The organism is Cypionkella sp. TWP1-2-1b2, from assembly GCF_049896245.1.
Classification (GTDB): domain Bacteria; phylum Pseudomonadota; class Alphaproteobacteria; order Rhodobacterales; family Rhodobacteraceae; genus Cypionkella.
Genome location: NZ_JAFCTX010000005.1, coordinates 97,103 through 114,892, shown reverse-complemented (window position 1 = coordinate 114,892; position 17,790 = coordinate 97,103). Strand labels below are relative to the sequence as shown.

Below are 17,790 nucleotides of genomic sequence, written 5' to 3'. Positions count from 1 at the left end.
ATCGTGTACGAATTCCGTTACGGAATTCGGCTTACTTTACCCCGCGCGCGTGGAAGACGAAGCCCAGGAAGTTCAGCAATATCTGTGCAGCGAGGATGCTCGTTGATTGCGTGGGGTCATAATCGGGGGCGACCTCGACCAGATCCATGCCGACCACCTCGTGGTTTTTGGCAATCGCTTGGAGCATTTCCAGCACTTCGTAATAGAGGAAACCACCGTGGCTCGGCGTCCCCGTGCCCGGCGCAATCGAGGGGCAAAAGCCGTCGATGTCGAGCGTGACATAAACCCGCGCGCCTTTCGGGATACGGGCAACCACGGCTTCTGCCCCCAAAACGCGGGCTTGGCGGACCGAGAGAATATCGGTGCCCATCGCGCGCGCGGCGTCATAACCTTCACGCGAGGTGGACGATACGTTGCGAATGCCCACCTGTGTCAGCCCGGTGACATAGGGCTTTTCCGCTGCCCGGCGCATGGGCGAGCCGTGGCCGACCTTTACACCGTGGCGTTCATCGACAAAATCCAGATGTGCGTCAATCTGGAAGATATGAATATCGCCGTGGCCCTCAAACGCCTGAATGCAGGGGATATTCACCGAATGATCGCCGCCGATCACCACTGGCAGCGCGCCTGCGGCCAGCATCGCTTGCACGCCTTGGCGAATATTGTCGTGGCTGCGGGTGGTGTCGGTGTGGATGATATCGGCATCGCCAATATCGACGATGCGGACGGCGGCGGGCAGATAGGTGCAGTCGTCTTCGTGATCATAGGCCCCGGCATGGCCGAAACTGAACAGGGTAGATGCCTCGCGCACCGAGCGCGGACCAAAGCGCGCACCGGCGCGGAATTGGGTGCCGAAATCGAAGGGCGCACCCATCACCGCCACGTCGGCGTCGATCTTGCTCCAATCCTCGACATAGGGCCGCTTGCCGAAAGTCGCGATTCCGACAAACGGCAGATTTAACCGTCCGGTGTCATAGGTATTGGCCATGATGGTTCCTATTGCGGGGTGACACCGCGCAGGCGTTCCGAGCGGCGACGCAGGATTTCGACGGTGGCGAGCATGGCGATGGAGACGATCACGAGGATTGTGGCCACGGCAAGGATGGCCGGGCTGATCGCTTCGCGGATACCGTTCCACATCTGGCGCGGGATGGTTTGCTGTTCGGGGCCTGCGATAAACAGCACGGCCACGACTTCATCAAACGAGGTGACGAAGGCGAACAGCGCACCAGATATCACGCCGGGCAGGATCAAGGGCATGATCACCTTGAAGAAAGTTGTGCGCGGGTTGGCACCCAAACTGGCGCTGGCGCGGATCAGCGATTGATCAAACCCCGACAAAGTGGCGGTGACGGTGATGATTACAAACGGGATACCCAGCGTCGCGTGTGCCAGAATGATACCCAGATGCGAGTTTGCAAGGCAGCCCTTGACCGACAAAAATGGCGACAGCAGCCAGCCCAGCCAATTATCCGGCGAAATACAGGCGCTGGAGTAGAAGAAGAACAGCCCAGTGCCGATGATGATGATGGGCACGATCATCGGTGAGATCAGCAGTGCCATGATCAGGCGACGATACGGCATCTCTGGCCGCGACAGGCCAAGGGCTGCGGTGGTGCCCAGAACGGTGGCGAGGATGGTGGCCCACATGCCGATCCACAGCGAATTTTTCGCAGCTTTCACCCACGTCGCCTGCTCCCACACCATGCCCCACCATGCACTGTCGCGCACGGCATCATCCGGCGCGTTGACGCCCAAGGTCAGCAGGGTGTCGTACCAGCGCAGGCTGTAGCCCGAAGGGTCCAGCGCCAACATCTTGTGGGTAAACGAAAAATACGGCTCGACGTTGAACGACAGCGGGATCACGATCAGGATCGGGGCGACCAGAAACAGAAAGATTAGCGCGCAGAGGGTGCGGAAGCTGTAGTACCAGACGCGCTCTAGTGGTGAGGCATAGACGGGAAGGGCCATGGTTCTCTCCTCAGCCGAGTTTCAGGCGGTCGATGCCGATCAGGCGATCATAAAGCCAATAGAGCAGCAGCACGGCAGCCAGCAGAATCGCGGCCAAAGCGGCAGCCATCGACCAGTTGGCTTTGTTCATGTGGAAGCTGATCAGGTTCGAGATCAACTGACCATCCGCGCCACCGACCAAGGCCGGGGTGATGTAATAGCCGACGGCCAGAATGAATACCAACAGCGAGCCTGCGGCGATGCCCGGCAGGGTTTGCGGCAGATAGATGCGGCGGAAGGTGGTCCAACTGGTCGCCCCCAAAGAGCGCGCCGCACGGGCATAGCTGGGCGGGATCACCCGCATCACCGAATAGAGGGGCAGCACCATGAACGGCAGCAGGATATGCGTCATCACGATGATGGTGCCGGTTTGGTTGTAGATCATCCGCACCCGGCCATCCTCGCCAAACACGCCGATCCACACCATCAAGTCATTGATAATGCCTTGCTCTTGCAGAATGGCGATCCAAGAACTGGTGCGCACCAACAACGATGTCCAGAACGGCAGCAGCACCAGAATCATCAGCAGGTTCGACTTTGCCATCGGCAAAACCGCGAGCAGATGTGCAATCGGGAAGGCCAGCAGCAGGCAAGCGACGGTGATCACCACCGACAGAACAAAGGTTTTGACGAACAGGTAGATGTAGATGCGTTGGTTGTCGTCAACGCTGACCAGATTGTCATTGGCATCACGCTTCAAATCCGCCGAAACCATATAGAAATCCGAGGTATAGGCCGAAGACGCGTTGCGCATCGCCACCCAAACCAGCGGATCACCCCACATTTTGTTGCTGGCGATCAACGCGTCTTTATAGGGCGGAGTCATTTTTTCAGCCGCACGCGCCGCCGATTTGAACACTGAAATCGTGCCGGGCACTGTGTAGTTGATCCGGGTGCCCGCGGCGCCTGCGGTTTTGCCCTTTTGCATCTGCTTCAGGTCAGTGACCAAAGCGGCATAGGCGTCTTCGGGAATATCTGACGCGGCGGGATTGGCTTGAAACCACGCCACCATCGTCGGCGCGTTTGCGGAAAATCCGTCGTGGTTGACCGAGCGTTCCAACATTTTCAGAATCGGCACGATGAAGGTCAGCACCACGAAGGCCAAGAGCGGCAGCACCAGAAAGAAGGCGCGCCATTTGGCTTTGCGCTGCGCTTGCGCCAGCGCCGCTTTCAGCGGGCGGCCATCTGCGGTGCGCAACATGTCGGGGGCAGAGGTCAAATCAACCATGGGGCATCCTTGCGGTCGCTCAGCAAAAGACGACTAAGACCACGCGCATAAAGGGAAATTCGCAAAGAAAACCGGGCGCGGCATTACACCGCGCCCGATATTCAGATCAGTTTGCCGCCAGCCATGCGTTGAAGCGGTCGTTCAGTTCTGCGTCATGGTCGACCCAGAATTCGAACGACGAGCCCAGTGCATTGGCCATGTTTTCAGGCGCTGTCGGCACGTTCGGACCCATCAGGGTCTTGCCGTCTTTGTACATGATCGGGGTGGCGTTGGCAGATTTGCGCGCCGGACCATAAGAGATCTGGGTCGCCTGCGCCTGCATGCCTTCCGTCGAGGTGGCATAAGCGATGAACTGCAACGCCTCTGCTTTGTTCGGAGCACCCTTCGGGATCACATACATTTCGTTCTCGAAGGTCTGCGCGTCCCAGACGATTTGGAACGGCTTGCCTTCGCCGATGGCGGCGTTGAAAATCCGGCCATTATAGGCCGAGGTCATCGCGACTTCGCCATCTGCCAGCAGTTGCGGCGGCTGCGCGCCTGCTTCCCACCACACCACATCTTTTTTGATGGTGTCGAGCTTTGCAAACGCCTTATCAACGCCTTCCGGGGTGCCCAGAGTTGCGTAAACGTCAGCAGGTGCGACTCCGTCTGCCATCAAAGCGAATTCCAGAACGGCTTTCGCGCCCTTGTGCAGGCCGCGCTTGCCGGGGAACTTGGTCAGATCAAAGAAGTCAGCCGCAGTTTTCGGGCCTTCGGGGAACTTGGTGGTGTCATAGGCGAAAACGGTTGCCCAGATGTCGGTAGACACGCCGCAATCGGTGAGAGCGCCCGGCAGGAAATCGTCAACGGCGGCAACGCCGTCAGCGCCAGCAGGCAGGCTTGCCGGATCAATCGGCTCTAGCACGCCTTCGTCACACAGACGGATCGCATCGGCATATTCCACCGAAGCCACGTCAACGGTGACGTTGCCAGCCTCGACCATCGCTTTGATCGGGGTGGCAGGGTTATCGCTGTCGGTCATCGTGGCTGCGATGCCGGTTTTCGCGGTGAATGGCTTGACGTGTGCTTCGGTTTGCGCAGCGCCATAAGCCCCGCCCCAAGACATCACGGTCACATCGGCCTGCGCGGCAAATGCGATGGTGGTCAGGGCGGTGGACAGAACGAGAAGTTTCTTCATTGACGACTCCCAGGTTGGATAAGGACGTTTGTTAAGAGGCCGCGTCCCTGCGGCCGCCCCCTTTGCGGGGGATCACATTGGATCAAGCGCGCGGGCGTCTTGCGGCGCCCAGCCGATCTTGATCTTCTCACCCGGCGCCAGCATGCGCTGACCCAAGGTATTGCGCGATTTGATCACGAATTCATCCGATCCGGCAACACGCAAACGCGTGCGGAACATGTCGCCCATATAGATAAATTCCATCACTTCCGCGTCGATGGTGTGAGCGCCTGCGGGCATCGCCTCGGATTTGTATTCGACACGTTCGGGGCGGATTGAGACAAGAGTTTTCGCGCCTTTGGTCGAGACGTTCACTGGCGTGGCATCAATAACCTCGCCAGTTTCCAGCCGCACGGTGCATTTGCCGTCGCCGATGGATTCAATGGTGCCCGGCAGTTTGTTATTCTCGCCGATGAACTGCGCCACAAAGCTGTTGTCGGGGCGTTCATAGAGGTCGGACGGCGTCGCAAGCTGTTGGATGCGGCCATCGTTGAATACCGCGACCCGGTCTGACATCGTCAAAGCTTCGCCTTGATCATGGGTCACATAGACCACGGTGATGGCAAGGCTTTCGTGCAAGTGTTTGATTTCGAACTGCATGTGCTCGCGCAACTGTTTGTCCAGCGCGCCCAAGGGTTCGTCCATCAAAACCAAGGACGGATCAAACACCAACGCCCGCGCCAACGCGATGCGCTGCTGCTGGCCGCCCGAAAGCTGCGCCGGGCGGCGGTTGATGAAGGAATACATCTGCACCATGTCAAGCGCGCGTTTGACTTTGGCCTCACGGTCAGATTTGCCCATGCCGCGCACTTCCAGCGGGAAGGACAGGTTTTCGCCCACCGTCATGTGCGGGAACAAAGCGTAGTTCTGAAACACCATGCCGATGCCGCGCTTATGCGGCGGCACCTCGTTGATATTGGTGCCGTCCAGCATGATCCGGCCATGCGTCGCAGTTTCAAACCCGGCCAGCATCATCAGGCAAGTGGTCTTGCCCGAGCCTGATGGCCCCAACATCGTCAGAAACTCACCTTTGCCAATCGACAGGTTCAGGTCTTTGACGACCAATGACACGCCGTCATAGCTTTTCTGAACGTGCTCAAAAGCGACGAAAGCGTCGTTCGGGCTGGTTGCAACCACGCCAATCTCCCCATGTGTCCGGCAGTTTTCCTGCGTTTGTCATATACGCTTAAGGCAATGGCCTATCGGATGGCAATTCCCGATTACATACGGGCAGGCTTGCATGGTCAAACTGGTTCAATCGGGCATTTTGCGCCCTGTTTGCCGCTTAGAACGGCAGTTGATAAACCATGTGGCAGTCGGATCGGCTGCAAGGCGGTGAAGCCGGCCGGGTTAAGGCAAGGCTTCAGTCGATAGGCTTAGCGCTAACTGATTCCCAAAACCGATCTGCGGGCGTGTCAATAACGCCCAATGCTCAGGTTTTGGGCGCGGGAAGCACCCCGCGGCAGCCCCGGAGAGTGGCAGATAGACCCCATGCTGCGGCGACAAACAGCAGATCGTGGTGATTGCCGAAGCCGCCAGCGGACGGTCGGATCGGCTGATCGCGCGATTGGGAAGCCAGAACCTTAACCAGCCGTTGGCTATGCCAGAACACTTGGCAGCGGCGCGGCCAAAGGCGGTCGTCACCAGATCGCCGACAGCTATATCTTCAACAAGCCGTGCGCCCTGTTGCGTCATAATCCGGGTGCCCGCAGCAAAACACAGCACCGCCATCGCATGCCGTGTTGCGGCATCTGAGTCGGGCTGACGCCACCCAGCGCCACACTTTTGCCGCCCGGAAAGCTTTGCAGCGCTTGGCTGTGGCCATCGTCGCTAACGGGGATGTCCCAGGGCCGGAGCGTGCTGCCGTCGGCGTTGTGCAATTCAGACACATCGAGTTGATCTGTGGTGTGACCGCCGCCCAACGACATATCGAAATCGCTGACAAGATCGTGGCCGCCGCTGGTGTCAAAGGCAAAGCTATCGTTGCCGCTGCCGCCAGTTAAGGTGTCATTGCCCGCGCCATTGAACACCGTATCGTTGCCCGTGCCGCCATGAAACTGATCGTCATTGGATTCACACGCCAAGGAATCATCGCCCGAATCGCCATAAAGCATGTCGTTGCCCAAGCCTGACCAAACAACGTCATTGACGCTGCTAAAGTAGATTGTGCCATTGCCCGGCCCAGAGGTGATCAAATCAACGCCCGCGCCAGAATTCAGCCGCAGATCGCCCGTCGCTGCCGCGCTGTTCAGCGTGTCATTGCCATCATTGCCGTGGATCGTATCGCTACCGGCAAGGCCCGAGAGGGGGTGTCGGCCCAAGCGGTGCCCGTCAGCGAGTCATTGGCCGATGTTGCGATGGGCATCCCGAAGCTGTCGCACAGCTGCGGCTTGTGTGAGGCCAAGTCGGGCGAGAAGGAATGGCAATAAATCTGGCATTATCAGCCTTGGCTTGCGCAGCGCATCCACTTCAAAGATTCAGCCTGACGTTCAGGCCATATCTCTAGGTTAAGACGTGTATTTTAGCAAAAATCTATAGCATTTCTTTGCTGCAACTGGTGAGCCTCAGGCTCAAACCACCTTGCCGGATTGGTGCGGATGAAACGCACGAATCAATCCACGCTGGCACTTGCATAGGCACGAAATAAGCCTAAGAATTAAGGCAGTTAACGCCCCCAACTGCCGCTTCGCCACGATCTGCAACGCACTGAATCGGCGATCAAATGGGGGGCTAATTCATGGGCTGAGAATGACATTTAGCATTGATACGCGCTTGGACAACTTCGAAGTAGTTGGGCTTCCTGTGCGATACAGCAATGTGCTGGCCAATGATGGGATCATCACGGTTAAGGATTTAGTCAAGGCCGTTGGCACGAAAGGTGGAGCTGGCCTTGAGCGCACGCCCAATATTGGGAAGAAGGGCGCAAAGATGATCCTAGATGTTTATGACCGCGCCGCGCCGATGCGGGGCGCGCCAGAGAAAAGCTGTTGGCAACCGATAGAGACGGCACCAAACTATCATGCAGGTGAGAGATTACGGGTATTGGTTTGGAACCGCTACTTGGGAAATGGCGGCGTGGAAATGTGCTTGGCGGATGGAGATTTTTGGCGTCACCGTGGCGAAGATTGCGCATATACCCACTGGATGCCACTCCCGGCCTCGCCCAAAGCATGACCCGCGCCACTTCCCGCCTGACCGCTATTCAGATCAAGAACGCCGCGCCGGGTAAGCTACTCGACGGCGGCGGGCTGTTGCTTGATCGGACAGAGACGGGCGGGAAGTGGGCCTACCGCTATAGCATCGCCGGACAGCGCCGAGAAATGGGCTTGGGCGCATACCCTGACACAACCCTAGCCGAAGCGCGCAAGGCCCGTGACAAGTGGGCTGTGGTGCTGGCTGCGGGGTTGGACCCGATCACCGAACGCAAGCGGCAGATTGAGATTGAGAAGGCCGAAGCAAACCGCAAAGACCCGACGCTAGCCGAAGTCACTGACACGGTGTTTGATGCGATCAAAGCTGGCTTGCGCGGCGAAGGCACACGCGGGCGCTGGCGCAGTCCGCTGGATATCCACGTGCTGCCCAAGATCGGCAAGCGCAATATCTCAACCATCATCGCCGCCGATATCCGCGACACGCTTAAGCCGATCTGGAAAGCCAAGAACGCCACGGCAGAAAAGGCCATTCAGCGGCTTGGCATTATATTCCGCCAAGGCAGGCTGATGGGCTATGACTGCGACCCGTTCACGCTGGAACAGGCTAGGCATATGCTGGGGGTGTTTGTCCGCGCGCCCGTGGGCATCGCCTCGACGCCGTGGCAGGATATCCCTGCGCTGTTCACCGCACTGTCTGCGCAAACGGTTTCACACGCGGCGTTGCGGCTTACGATCCTGACATGCGCCCGCACTGATAGCCTGCGGGGGATGCGGTTCAGCGAGATTGACGGCGATGTGTGGACGGTGCCGGGGGATAGGATGAAGTCGGGCGAGCCGTTCCGCTACCCGCTGCCGCCCGCTGCATTGTCGGTGGTGCAAGAGCGATCAGCCTATGCGATGGATGATTTCGTACTCCCAAGCTATCGCCGGGGCCAGTGCATATCGGAAACCGCGTTGCTGAAGGCGTTGAACGCCACGGGGGAAGTTGGACGCCCGCACGGGTTCCGCACCAGCTTTCGCACTTGGGCGCAGGATACCGAGGTCTGCACCTTCGATGTGGCGGAAACGGTTCTTGCGCATAAGGTCGGCGGCAAGGTGGAGCGCAGCTATGCCCGGTCGGACCTACTGGACCGCCGCATGATCGTCATGCAGAAATGGGCCGATCACGTCACGGGGCAGACAGCGCAAGTTGTGCAGTTACGCCGGGGCTGAAACGCGAAAGCCCCCGCCTGTTACAGCGCGGGCCGGGTTGTTTGCAGATTGCGCAAAGAAGTCAGCCGACCCCGTAGGATCGGCTGGGGCCTCTGGGCTTACCATGAGGCGGGGCAGTATTGGCGGACAGGTAGAGCGTGGCGGGTCAGGAATCGAACCCGCAAGGCGTCTTAGCCGCTCCCATCGTCGCGCCGCGCTCTAGTGGTGCATCTCAGCCGAAAAACTCCAGCCCTTAAGACCAAGCGGGAAAATCCCACTCCAGAAGATGCACCGCCAGAAAGCGGCGCGGTCTTTCCCGCCGTCACACCATCCTGTCAGCTTTGCGGGGATGTGGTGATTTCATCCGCAGCCGGGTTATGAGGTGCACGGATTGCCCGCCGTGCCGGGGGTTGCGTTGAATTCGCCGCCCGCCCACCATAGCCCATATAGCCGCGCGTGGGAATCCCCCTAACCTGCCGACTGCCTCACGCATTCCAGCGCGTCAGCCATCGTTTCAGCCGAGCCGTGCTGCGATCCGGCAAACCAGCGCCATTGCATCGGGGGGATGTAGTTTTCGCCGAAATACACCCGACCAACGGGCTTGCCGTCCCGCAGCACTTCCCGGTCACCCGGCGATGATCTGCCGCCGATTATGGTTGCGCGATGTGTCCACACGCGGGGTTTCTGACATAAGCCGCGCCCTCATGTCAACAAAACCGCGAAAAACTAACATGACGCGCGGCACGTGTTAGCCGATGCACGCACCACCGCCGCAAGAATCGTTGACTCAATTCCGCACCGCGCCCACGCTCAGATTTTGCGCGTATATTGGGGGTGAGTGATGCACAGGTTTTTCTTGGCGATGTTGGCGGCGGTTGGGTTGGCGGGGAGCGCGGGGGCGGCGACTTATGAACTGAAATTCTATGACACCCTAGAAGCTGATGCCAATGAAGTAGGCAGGGCCAAATTTAGCACATTCAATCTACACTGGTATTCCCCCACACTGGCCGCTACCTATTCCGTATCGCTGATTTCCATGATACTTAATGGCAACATCTATGAGACATGGGAACCAACCGAGTTCAAGATTGTGGACGGCGTTGATATCATACAAACAGAAGCTTTTATCGGACAGCCGCAATGTACCGATAAGGGACTGAAAGCAATTTCTCTGAGCGACTCCTTGAGCATTTTGTATTCGGAGGGGCCTGCTGATCTTCCCGCGCATACGTGGGTTCCCGTATTGTGGGGTGATTGGTGTCACGGATCTGGAAGCGTTGGCTTGCCAGAGGGTTACAAGATTGGGCGCTACACCATTGCTGCCGTGCCCTTACCGGGGTCCGCCGCAATGGTGCCACTGTCCATTGCGGCGCTAGCTCTAATACGTCGGCGCAAGCGCAACCATTAATAGCTTGGCGTTGTGCTGGAAGCGGTCAGCGCGCCCGTAACGGTCAGCGCGCCGCCCGTGCCTTGGTTGGACCAAGCAGCCCCGGCCCCGTCCAAATAGAACTCTGGCACTGTTCCCGTGGGGATTGCGCCATTGCCGCCCTGATTAACAGGAACCCCCGCAGACACGAATTTTGCCCGATTGGTGGAGTTGGTGATATCAAGTGTTTGAGTTGTCGAGAACCAGAAGTGCGCTAGATCGCCTTTCCAGATCGAAGTGCCGATGGTGTTTGATCCGAACGCGATGGAGGTGATATTGGCACCGCTCATATCAACAGACGCAAATGTCATTGTGGCTACAGATGCGCCGTTGACGTAGATTGTCGCCCCCGATGCAGTCCACGCGATCATGATATGATACCAAGTCGCGATTGCAAACTGAACGCTTCCGGTCGCAGAGAAGAACGTCGCCGTGTCAGTTGCTGTATCGTTGTTAAGTCGGAATGTTAAGCGCCCCGTAGTAGTCGTGGACAAACTGCAAACAATAGTGCTGCCAACTATACTGCTGAAAATAGTCCGGGCACTGGCGTTCCACGCGGTATCGTCAGATTTTATCCAGAACGACATAAGACCGTTAGAGCCACACGTGACAGCAGACGATCCATTTCTAAGGTTGTCGGCGCTGTCAAAGTAAGCCCCGCGCGCTGCAAACGCGACCGCAGCAACAACTTGAAGGGAACTCCACACCCGCGTTGTCACCCCACCTGAAGTCACGTCGCACCCGATGTAATAGCCAACATCAGCGTTAGCCGCATCTGGCGTGTAAGAAGTTCCAGTCTGGCCGCTTATGTTGGTAATCCCTGTGATGCGGGTTGTTGACCTTACCCATTGCTGCGTTTGTGCCGCAAAGGGGTAGCCCACGCGATAGCCACCGACTAGGCTTAGGGCGGTGCCGCTGGTTGGAGTGCCAGAGATTGTAGGCCGTTCAATCCATATCATAGGTACTGCAAGCGGACTGAGCGCATTGACGTATGGCCCCATTGGCGGGGTTGCTGAGTTAAACGCAGCGCCTGAAATATCGTAAGCCATTTGGCTTGCAAAGTCGGGAAACCAACCTGCAAGAACAGCGATATCCGCAGCAATGCTGGCGGTTGCTGCCGACAGTGTAGGACTGCCAGCTTTGATTGATGTGTCACCATTCATTACGTCATTGTAGATCAGCGACAAGTTGGTGTTGACTGTATCGGAGGCGTCAATTGATACACCAGACGACAGGAAGTTATTTTTCCAGCCGCCCGCTTTCAGCTTGCTTTGATCAACGCTAGACGCTCCTGTAGCGCCGTGGAAAATGTTATTCTTGGCTGTGAACAAAACAGCGGTTTCAGCGGTTATCCCGAGCGCGATAGATGTGGTTGCCGATACCGTATCTCTGAATGGCGCGGTGATGCAGTTCAGGAAGTAACTGTCGCCGTTGATTGATTGCTCGGTGGCTGGCGATTGTTGCCCCGCGGTGGCGCTGTTCTGATCGTTGATCGCATAGACGTTATCCGAGATATAAGTGACCGGGATATCACAGAACGCGGCAACGATTGACGAACACTCTTGGAATGTCCAATAGCCGGAGCAACTACGCCAATCGCAGCCCCAATACAGAACTTTGTGTGATGATGCGTAGACAGAGGCTTTATTGGCGTGAGCAGTGACACCGCAATCCCGGCAGGAAGTCCAACTGACAACGCAAAGCGTTTGGCCCCACGTTCTGATTGGGCTGCTTTCCATTCTCTCTATCAGGCATCGGTCAATGCGGTTTCCTGACGCCATACCCGTGCCGTTCCACTCGCCACCTTGCAAGAAAATAGCGCCCTGATTGTACCCGTCTTGGATAGTGGTCTGGCGGATTACAACGTCGCTTACGTTGCCCATATGAATCATGGTATAGCTACGATTGGCGCGATAGCCGTGGCGAACTAGGCAGTTATCAACGACAAATCCGATACCTGACCCCGCGCCTGCGATGTTATAAAGTCCATCCGCCCCAACACCTGCCGATGATGCGCGCTCAATGATCAGGCCCGCAACTTCGCAATGGCTTTCAGAAGCCCGATCAATAACCTTTCCGCGTGCCGAATATTCGATATTCGCGGTCATATTGGCGGCGCTGGTCGGGTAAATGTAGAGCGTGCAGTTGGTGGCGTCGTCGTCTGTAAAGCCCCACTCCCCGGCCTTTAGTTGCGGCAAAATGTTGATGAGAGCAAAGCGGTCCTTGTAAGTGTTGGTTTCATAGGTCTGAGTTTGGTCAGTCAGGTTGATCGTGTTTGCAACAGCGTCCGTGCCAGCGCCAAAAGATGCGACCTTCGTGCGATAGTTGACGTTTGGATAAGCGTGGAAATATACATCAGCGTTTTGGATTTGCGCTGTCGTGTAAAGGCTTGTCATAGATGCAAGGCGGAAGCCTGTGACCAAACCTAAGCTTGTGACAGTTGTCGTTGCAGTTTGCCAATCCGCCGTGACGCTTTCGTATTGCGGGAATTGCGGAGCGGGCAGCTTTGCCATGCAAGGGTTTAGCTTCACCCCATTTTCAAATGGGAATGCCGCGCGCGGATCGCTGCTGGCAATCGTGGATTTAGCAACGGTTTTCTTGTAAACGGGAGACGAAGCCACACCCAGCACCGAGCCTAGAACCGTGCTATCGCCAGCGGCGCATTGCGTCCAGCCTGTCAAGGCTTCTGCTGCGGTGACAATAACCTGTTCAGTCCCGTAGCCGGAAACCTTAGTCCTAGCGCCGACAGTGCCGCCCTTGCCCGAGAAAGAAACTGAGGGAACAGGGCGGTACTTTCCAGCCCGAACCTTGATGTGTTGCCCCGCTGTAATCTGCGTCATTGCATATTCGATGGTCAAATACGGAGAGCCGATGGTGCCTGCGTTTGCATTCGAGCCAGTCGGAGACACAAACTTATCGCCCGTGGTCCCCATATTCATACTGGGTTGATATCCGCGCATAACCGACAGCGGCGCACCGCCCCCACCGCCCCCACCGCTGCCCATGAGTTGCGCCGTGAGGCTAAGGCCAAATCCGAAATTCATAGCTTACACCCCGCATCCATTAACTTGATCAGCCGCGCGCCTGTAACCAGCGACCGAGGCCCGCCATCATCTGCCAAAGCCGCCGCGTGTTGCGTGCGCGCCTGTGCGGTCCCGCCGCAGATCGCCGCGTCATTTACCGCGCTCACGCAGCCAGCGTTTAGCAGCGTCAGGATCATCCCCAGCTTCCACATCATCCATCGCCTTCCGTGTTTTCTGATACCGTTCCAGCGTGTCGCGGTGCGCCTTCACCACGCCGTTGTGCCTGCCGCGCAAATACAGCCCCACCAGCGCCATGAGGCCGATCAGGTAGGGAATGGCCTTAACGAACAGCCACGCGGTCATGCCCTGCCCCCCACGCCAGCCAGAAACTCATGTTGCAGCATCGAGACCGCCGCAATCATCGGCATGGATTGATCGCCGCCGCTCCACCGCGTAGCAATTGATCCATCGCTGTTGACGAAGGCCATGCCCATAGCGGTGATTGATCCCGCCTGCGCGCGGGCCAGCAATTCTTCTAACTGCTCCACCAAATCGGGGTTGCCAGCAGCAGAGGACGGCTCACCGCTCCACATATTGACGACGCTCATTTGCGCGCCCCCCAGCCCCGCCAGATGGCTACCATAGCCAGCGCGTTGCCGCCGCCAGACACCGCCGACCGCACAGCATCATCGACGCGGAACGGGTACAGATCGAACGTCATGTTCGCGCTATCCCATGTGCCGAATTGCGCGATTTCCAGCCCGGTTGCGCCGATGCCTGCGAGATAGATCATCCATCGAATTGCCGTGGGGTTCATATCAGGCTCCTTTGCCGAATAGCCACGCGATCAAGCGGGCGAGGAAAGAGGGGGGTGTCGAGCTAGGGGTCGACACCCCCTGTTGAGTGGGCGCGACTGGTTTCTGTGCGGGCATATCCGGCAGCAGCCGCAGCGCCGCCTCAAACTCGCGCGCATAGCGGCCTGCTCCTCTTTGGTAGGCTGCGAGACGCCCATGGAAACCAGCTTCTTGCGGCTCCACTCGCGCACATCGGCAAGCCCTTGGCCTTCCATGTTGTTGATCGCCACGTTGGTGAGGACAGTCAGCGTTTCAGGGTCTTGCGCCACGGCCATCAGCCCGGTGACCGACCGCACAACAGCATCACGCTTGGACTTGGACGATGGTCCTACCTGAACCGCCACATCAAAATCAGCATCCTTGAAGCTCAGCTCGTCCTTGATCTTGCCCGTATCTTTGTCCAGCATCGGCTTGCCAATCTCGACAGTGCCGCGCTTGCCCGTGTCGGACATGATCTTAATCTTGCGCCCGCGCTCGGTGTAAACTTCCTTCGCCACGCCAAGCCAGATCGAAGCCCCCAAACGTTCCATATCGCCGAGGTTTTCAACATAGCCAGAGGTTTGCATATCAATGCGGCCCTGCGTCAACTCCATCGCTACGCCAGAGGTTTGAGCCTGCAACTGCTCGCCCATCTGCGGGTTGCCGAGAATATCCATCAAGCCCTGATTGCTGATATTCAACAGCCCGGTGATAGCCTCTGGCACAGACGGCGCTTTGGTTGACCCGATCTGCGCTACCGGGAGAGGGTTGCCATCGGTTCCGATAATTGGGTTCAACAGCAGAAATGCCGGGTTTTCAATCGCCTGATTGTTCCAGCGGTTTTCATGGCCCGCGATCTGTTCCGGCAAAAAAATAGGAACCTCAACTGCCGACGATGCCGCAATCTCGGCCATCTTTGACACCCAGATATCAAACAGAATCTGCGGATCAATCGCGGGCAGGACATGGCCCCGGAACCGCTCAACGCCATTGATCACCGAGCGATACGCATAGCCCACTGCAATCGGAATGCGGTCGCCTGCAATCTCGCCATCATCCGACAGCACCTTTGCACCGGACAGCGTGTATTTGCGAACAGTTGTTTGCTTTGTCTTGAACGTCTCGCCCTCGACGTATCCCTGCGCCATCATATCCGCCACATCTTCGGCGGTCAGATCATCGGCACAATATTCCTCAACCGATCCGTCAATTGCGGTGAAGCTGCGATATATCTCGCTGCCCTTGGTTTTGACGAAGTACTCCGCGACATAGATCAGATCGCCAAACCACGCGAATTCAAACTGTCCTTTGAGGTGCAGCGGCCAATCGCTGCCTTCATCGCCGAACAGCGTCTTGTATGCGTCTTTCGTGTAAGGCCGGATCAAGAACGCATGTTCAGCGTCGGACTTATCCTTGCGCTTGGAATTGGCGTCAAAATACACCGTTGTCGCCGCGTCATGGATTGGCTCGATCACAATCCGCTGAGTGCCCTTGCGCTCGTCCTCAAACTCGGTGCGATAGCGCACTGCGCCCATGCCGCCCTTGATCATCTCATCAAAGGCATTATCACGGGCTTCTTTGCCGTTGCTATCTTGGAAGTCAGCACGATAGCGGGACGCGCACAGATCAGCGATAGGATCGGCCTCAGTGCCATCCTTGGGAATGAACTGCGCCTCGATCTCGTTTGCCTTGTATTCGTTGTTAATCCGGGTGCAGGCCAGAGAGACGAAGTTAAATTCCAGTTTCATGCGAACTGCAAAATCGTTGTTGGTGTCCCAATCCCACTGTGCGCCGCGAATATCGACAAAGCGCCTTGCGGCTAGGGCTGCTTCCCGATCAGGCCAAGACACTGACCAAGACGCCTCAAATTGACGCAGTGCGGTTTCGTGGATTTCCTTGAGCCTATCGGCTTTGGACATGCGCGCCATGAATATCCCCGATTGTGTGGAGTATCATCTTACCCCAATCTTCGGCGCAAGATACGGCATGTTATGTTATAACACAAGCACTAGAACGCCCGCCGCGCTCCGGGGGCATATCTGGGGCCTGTGTCAACGTATGGCGTTGGCGTCGGTCGCTGCACCATCGCGGGGAATAGATCGGTGAACCCCCATACCAGCGCATCCACGCGGTCGGGGGAATAGCCTTGTGCAGTCCGGTCAAATCCAAGAGTGAATGCGCAAAGCTGATCGCATAACTCAACGAAGTCTTCGGTGTGCCGAACCTTGCCCTGCTCGTATAGCGCCGCTACAGGCTCAGCGCGCACATGCTTGGCCCTTGTGGCTGTCACCTTGCGCACAGGCACCACACGGCCCTTAGCGGCAGCCTTGATCATGCTCTCCACCATATCGCCGCCTTGATTGACCTCGGCGACAACGGCATCAGCATCATATGTGTCAAACAGGCTAATTGCGCGCCTTGCCCATTCCTCGGGCCGATATTTGCCGCTCTCATCCGCCAGCACATAGCCGCGCCCATCCAAGCCGACGCCTGCCACGATGATGCCCGTCTCATCCGAACCTGGCGTGTTGGTGGTTGCCGGATCAATCGCAACTACAATCCGCTTCATTTCCGGGGCTGTGTCGATCTTGATGTAGGACCGCCGCCACAGCGCGTTATCATCATCTGCGGTGAATGCCCCATCGAAAAACCGCCGCCGCATCCGCTCGGGCAGGTTGCGAAGTGCCGCGATGTAATCAGGTGGCAGGTTGCTCGCGTTATCCACCGGGTTGACCATCACGGTTCGGTAATCTGTGGCGTGTTCTGGAATGGCAAAGCTGCCCTCTGGATGGATGCCATTGATCCAGATTTGATAGGTCCAATGCGCGGCAACTGTTGGGTTAAGGTCGACATATAGCCGCAGCGGCAATCGCCGCCCGTCAACCTGCATCACGTTCTGCGCAAGACGGGTTTGCACAATCGAGAATGCCGCGAGGGTGATCTGGCTGGCCTCGTTCAGGTAAATCGTGGCAAATTCCTTGCCCAGCACCTTATCAAGCCGCGCCTTGTCTTTCAGCCCCGCAAGCCAAAGCTGCGAGCCGTTGGGGGCCTCATAGTATCCATCCTTGTCGTGCCATTTCAGCGTTAATCCGGGGAATGCCAGCGCCAGCACGGAAGGCACCGTCTCATTTCCGACCGACTGCTTGGCGTCCACTCCATCAGCACGGAATACCGCATGGCGCGACCCCGGCGCTTTCAGCATCCGGGTTATGATGGCGTAGATTATGAAGAAAGTTTTGCCAGATCGAGAGCCGCCGTAAACCAGAAAGAACTTCGCCCCGGTTGCGAATATCGCGCGGACCTCTTTCTGTTTCGGGGTTAGATCAAAGGTCATTACTCCTTGTTCATTTCGAAGATTTCCGAAGTATGCTTTAAATATGTCGCGGCAAGATTTCTTTCGAATTCATCAAGTTCATCAATCTCATTTACCAATAGATTCGCAAGATCATATCTTGCCCACATATCACCGCCGTAGTTAATAGCTAGTTCAATTCTGCCGTCTTTAACCGAAATAAGAGGCGCAGATACAGAGCATTGCTTTCCGCCGAGAAGATTGCCATCAAATACATACGATAGAACCGCATCAACAAATTCACCCAACACATCATATTTTATAACCCGCCCTAAATGATCGGTTGATAAGTCGTCAACAATTGACTTTCGGAATGCAGAAAGCATTTTTTTGTTAAAGTTGAAGAAATCCTTCATAGT

Annotated in this window: 17 protein-coding genes; 3 read left to right on the top strand and 14 right to left on the bottom strand. The window is 57.1% G+C overall.

Annotated elements, in window-relative coordinates:
• Positions 1-31: 31 nt before the first annotated feature.
• From speB to ACP7AP_RS04700, 7 genes are all read right to left on the bottom strand, one after another.
• On the bottom strand, positions 32-988 hold the full coding sequence (speB, locus tag ACP7AP_RS04730; RefSeq protein ID WP_426032739.1) for an agmatinase: 957 nt from the start codon (positions 986-988) through the stop codon (positions 32-34).
• Between the two features lie 8 nt (positions 989-996).
• Positions 997-1,971, bottom strand: a complete 975-nt coding sequence (locus tag ACP7AP_RS04725) for an ABC transporter permease (RefSeq protein ID WP_426032737.1) — start codon at positions 1,969-1,971, stop codon at positions 997-999.
• A gap of 10 nt (positions 1,972-1,981) precedes the next feature.
• Complete coding sequence (locus ACP7AP_RS04720; protein ID WP_426032735.1) at positions 1,982-3,238, bottom strand: ABC transporter permease; 1,257 nt, start codon at positions 3,236-3,238, stop codon at positions 1,982-1,984.
• A gap of 106 nt (positions 3,239-3,344) precedes the next feature.
• Positions 3,345-4,415 carry an ABC transporter substrate-binding protein gene (locus ACP7AP_RS04715; protein WP_426032733.1) on the bottom strand — a complete coding sequence of 357 codons (1,071 nt, stop codon included), beginning with the start codon at positions 4,413-4,415 and terminating at the stop codon, positions 3,345-3,347.
• A gap of 72 nt (positions 4,416-4,487) precedes the next feature.
• Positions 4,488-5,591 (bottom strand): ABC transporter ATP-binding protein, encoded by a 1,104-nt coding sequence (locus ACP7AP_RS04710; protein ID WP_426032731.1) that lies wholly within the window; start codon positions 5,589-5,591, stop codon positions 4,488-4,490.
• 213 nt (positions 5,592-5,804) lie between these two features.
• A complete protein-coding gene (locus ACP7AP_RS04705; protein ID WP_426032729.1) occupies positions 5,805-6,149 on the bottom strand; it encodes a hypothetical protein in 345 nt (114 codons plus the stop codon).
• Positions 6,146-6,775, bottom strand: coding sequence for a calcium-binding protein (locus ACP7AP_RS04700; protein WP_426032727.1), 630 nt, complete (start codon positions 6,773-6,775; stop codon positions 6,146-6,148). Before ACP7AP_RS04700 ends, ACP7AP_RS04705 begins: the two co-directional genes overlap by 4 nt.
• 427 nt (positions 6,776-7,202) lie before the next feature.
• On the opposite strand from ACP7AP_RS04700, the gene ACP7AP_RS04695 reads away from it, so the two are divergent.
• The 3 genes from ACP7AP_RS04695 to ACP7AP_RS04685 all read left to right on the top strand — a co-directional run bounded on the left by ACP7AP_RS04695 (position 7,203) and on the right by ACP7AP_RS04685 (position 10,205).
• Positions 7,203-7,628 (top strand): hypothetical protein, encoded by a 426-nt coding sequence (locus ACP7AP_RS04695; RefSeq protein WP_426032725.1) that lies wholly within the window; start codon positions 7,203-7,205, stop codon positions 7,626-7,628.
• Entirely contained in the window at positions 7,580-8,818 is a 1,239-nt protein-coding gene (locus tag ACP7AP_RS04690) for a tyrosine-type recombinase/integrase (RefSeq protein WP_426032723.1), read from the top strand. Before ACP7AP_RS04695 ends, ACP7AP_RS04690 begins: the two co-directional genes overlap by 49 nt.
• Positions 8,819-9,638: 820 nt before the next feature.
• Positions 9,639-10,205: a hypothetical protein gene (locus tag ACP7AP_RS04685; RefSeq protein WP_426032721.1), complete on the top strand. Its 567-nt coding sequence runs from the start codon at positions 9,639-9,641 to the stop codon at positions 10,203-10,205.
• Here ACP7AP_RS04685 and ACP7AP_RS04680 read toward each other — a convergent pair.
• The 7 genes from ACP7AP_RS04680 to ACP7AP_RS04650 all read right to left on the bottom strand — a co-directional run bounded on the left by ACP7AP_RS04680 (position 10,202) and on the right by ACP7AP_RS04650 (position 17,787).
• Positions 10,202-13,267, bottom strand: a complete 3,066-nt coding sequence (locus ACP7AP_RS04680) for a LamG-like jellyroll fold domain-containing protein (RefSeq protein WP_426032719.1) — start codon at positions 13,265-13,267, stop codon at positions 10,202-10,204. The two genes, ACP7AP_RS04685 and ACP7AP_RS04680, sit on opposite strands and share 4 nt — an antisense overlap.
• 129 nt (positions 13,268-13,396) lie before the next feature.
• The gene (locus ACP7AP_RS04675; RefSeq protein WP_426032717.1) at positions 13,397-13,609 is read right to left on the bottom strand and encodes a hypothetical protein; all 213 of its coding nucleotides are present in this window, start codon (positions 13,607-13,609) and stop codon (positions 13,397-13,399) included.
• A complete protein-coding gene (locus tag ACP7AP_RS04670) occupies positions 13,606-13,854 on the bottom strand; it encodes a hypothetical protein (protein ID WP_426032715.1) in 249 nt (82 codons plus the stop codon). Before ACP7AP_RS04670 ends, ACP7AP_RS04675 begins: the two co-directional genes overlap by 4 nt.
• Positions 13,851-14,063: a hypothetical protein gene (locus ACP7AP_RS04665; RefSeq protein WP_426032713.1), complete on the bottom strand. Its 213-nt coding sequence runs from the start codon at positions 14,061-14,063 to the stop codon at positions 13,851-13,853. The genes ACP7AP_RS04670 and ACP7AP_RS04665 overlap by 4 nt, the downstream gene beginning before the upstream one ends.
• Positions 14,064-14,093: 30 nt before the next feature.
• The gene (locus ACP7AP_RS04660; protein ID WP_426032711.1) at positions 14,094-16,007 is read right to left on the bottom strand and encodes a portal protein; all 1,914 of its coding nucleotides are present in this window, start codon (positions 16,005-16,007) and stop codon (positions 14,094-14,096) included.
• Positions 16,008-16,087: 80 nt separating this feature from the next.
• Positions 16,088-17,413, bottom strand: a complete 1,326-nt coding sequence (locus tag ACP7AP_RS04655) for a phage terminase large subunit (RefSeq protein ID WP_426032709.1) — start codon at positions 17,411-17,413, stop codon at positions 16,088-16,090.
• Complete coding sequence (locus ACP7AP_RS04650; RefSeq protein WP_426032707.1) at positions 17,413-17,787, bottom strand: hypothetical protein; 375 nt, start codon at positions 17,785-17,787, stop codon at positions 17,413-17,415. The genes ACP7AP_RS04655 and ACP7AP_RS04650 overlap by 1 nt, the downstream gene beginning before the upstream one ends.
• Positions 17,788-17,790: the final 3 nt, after the last annotated feature.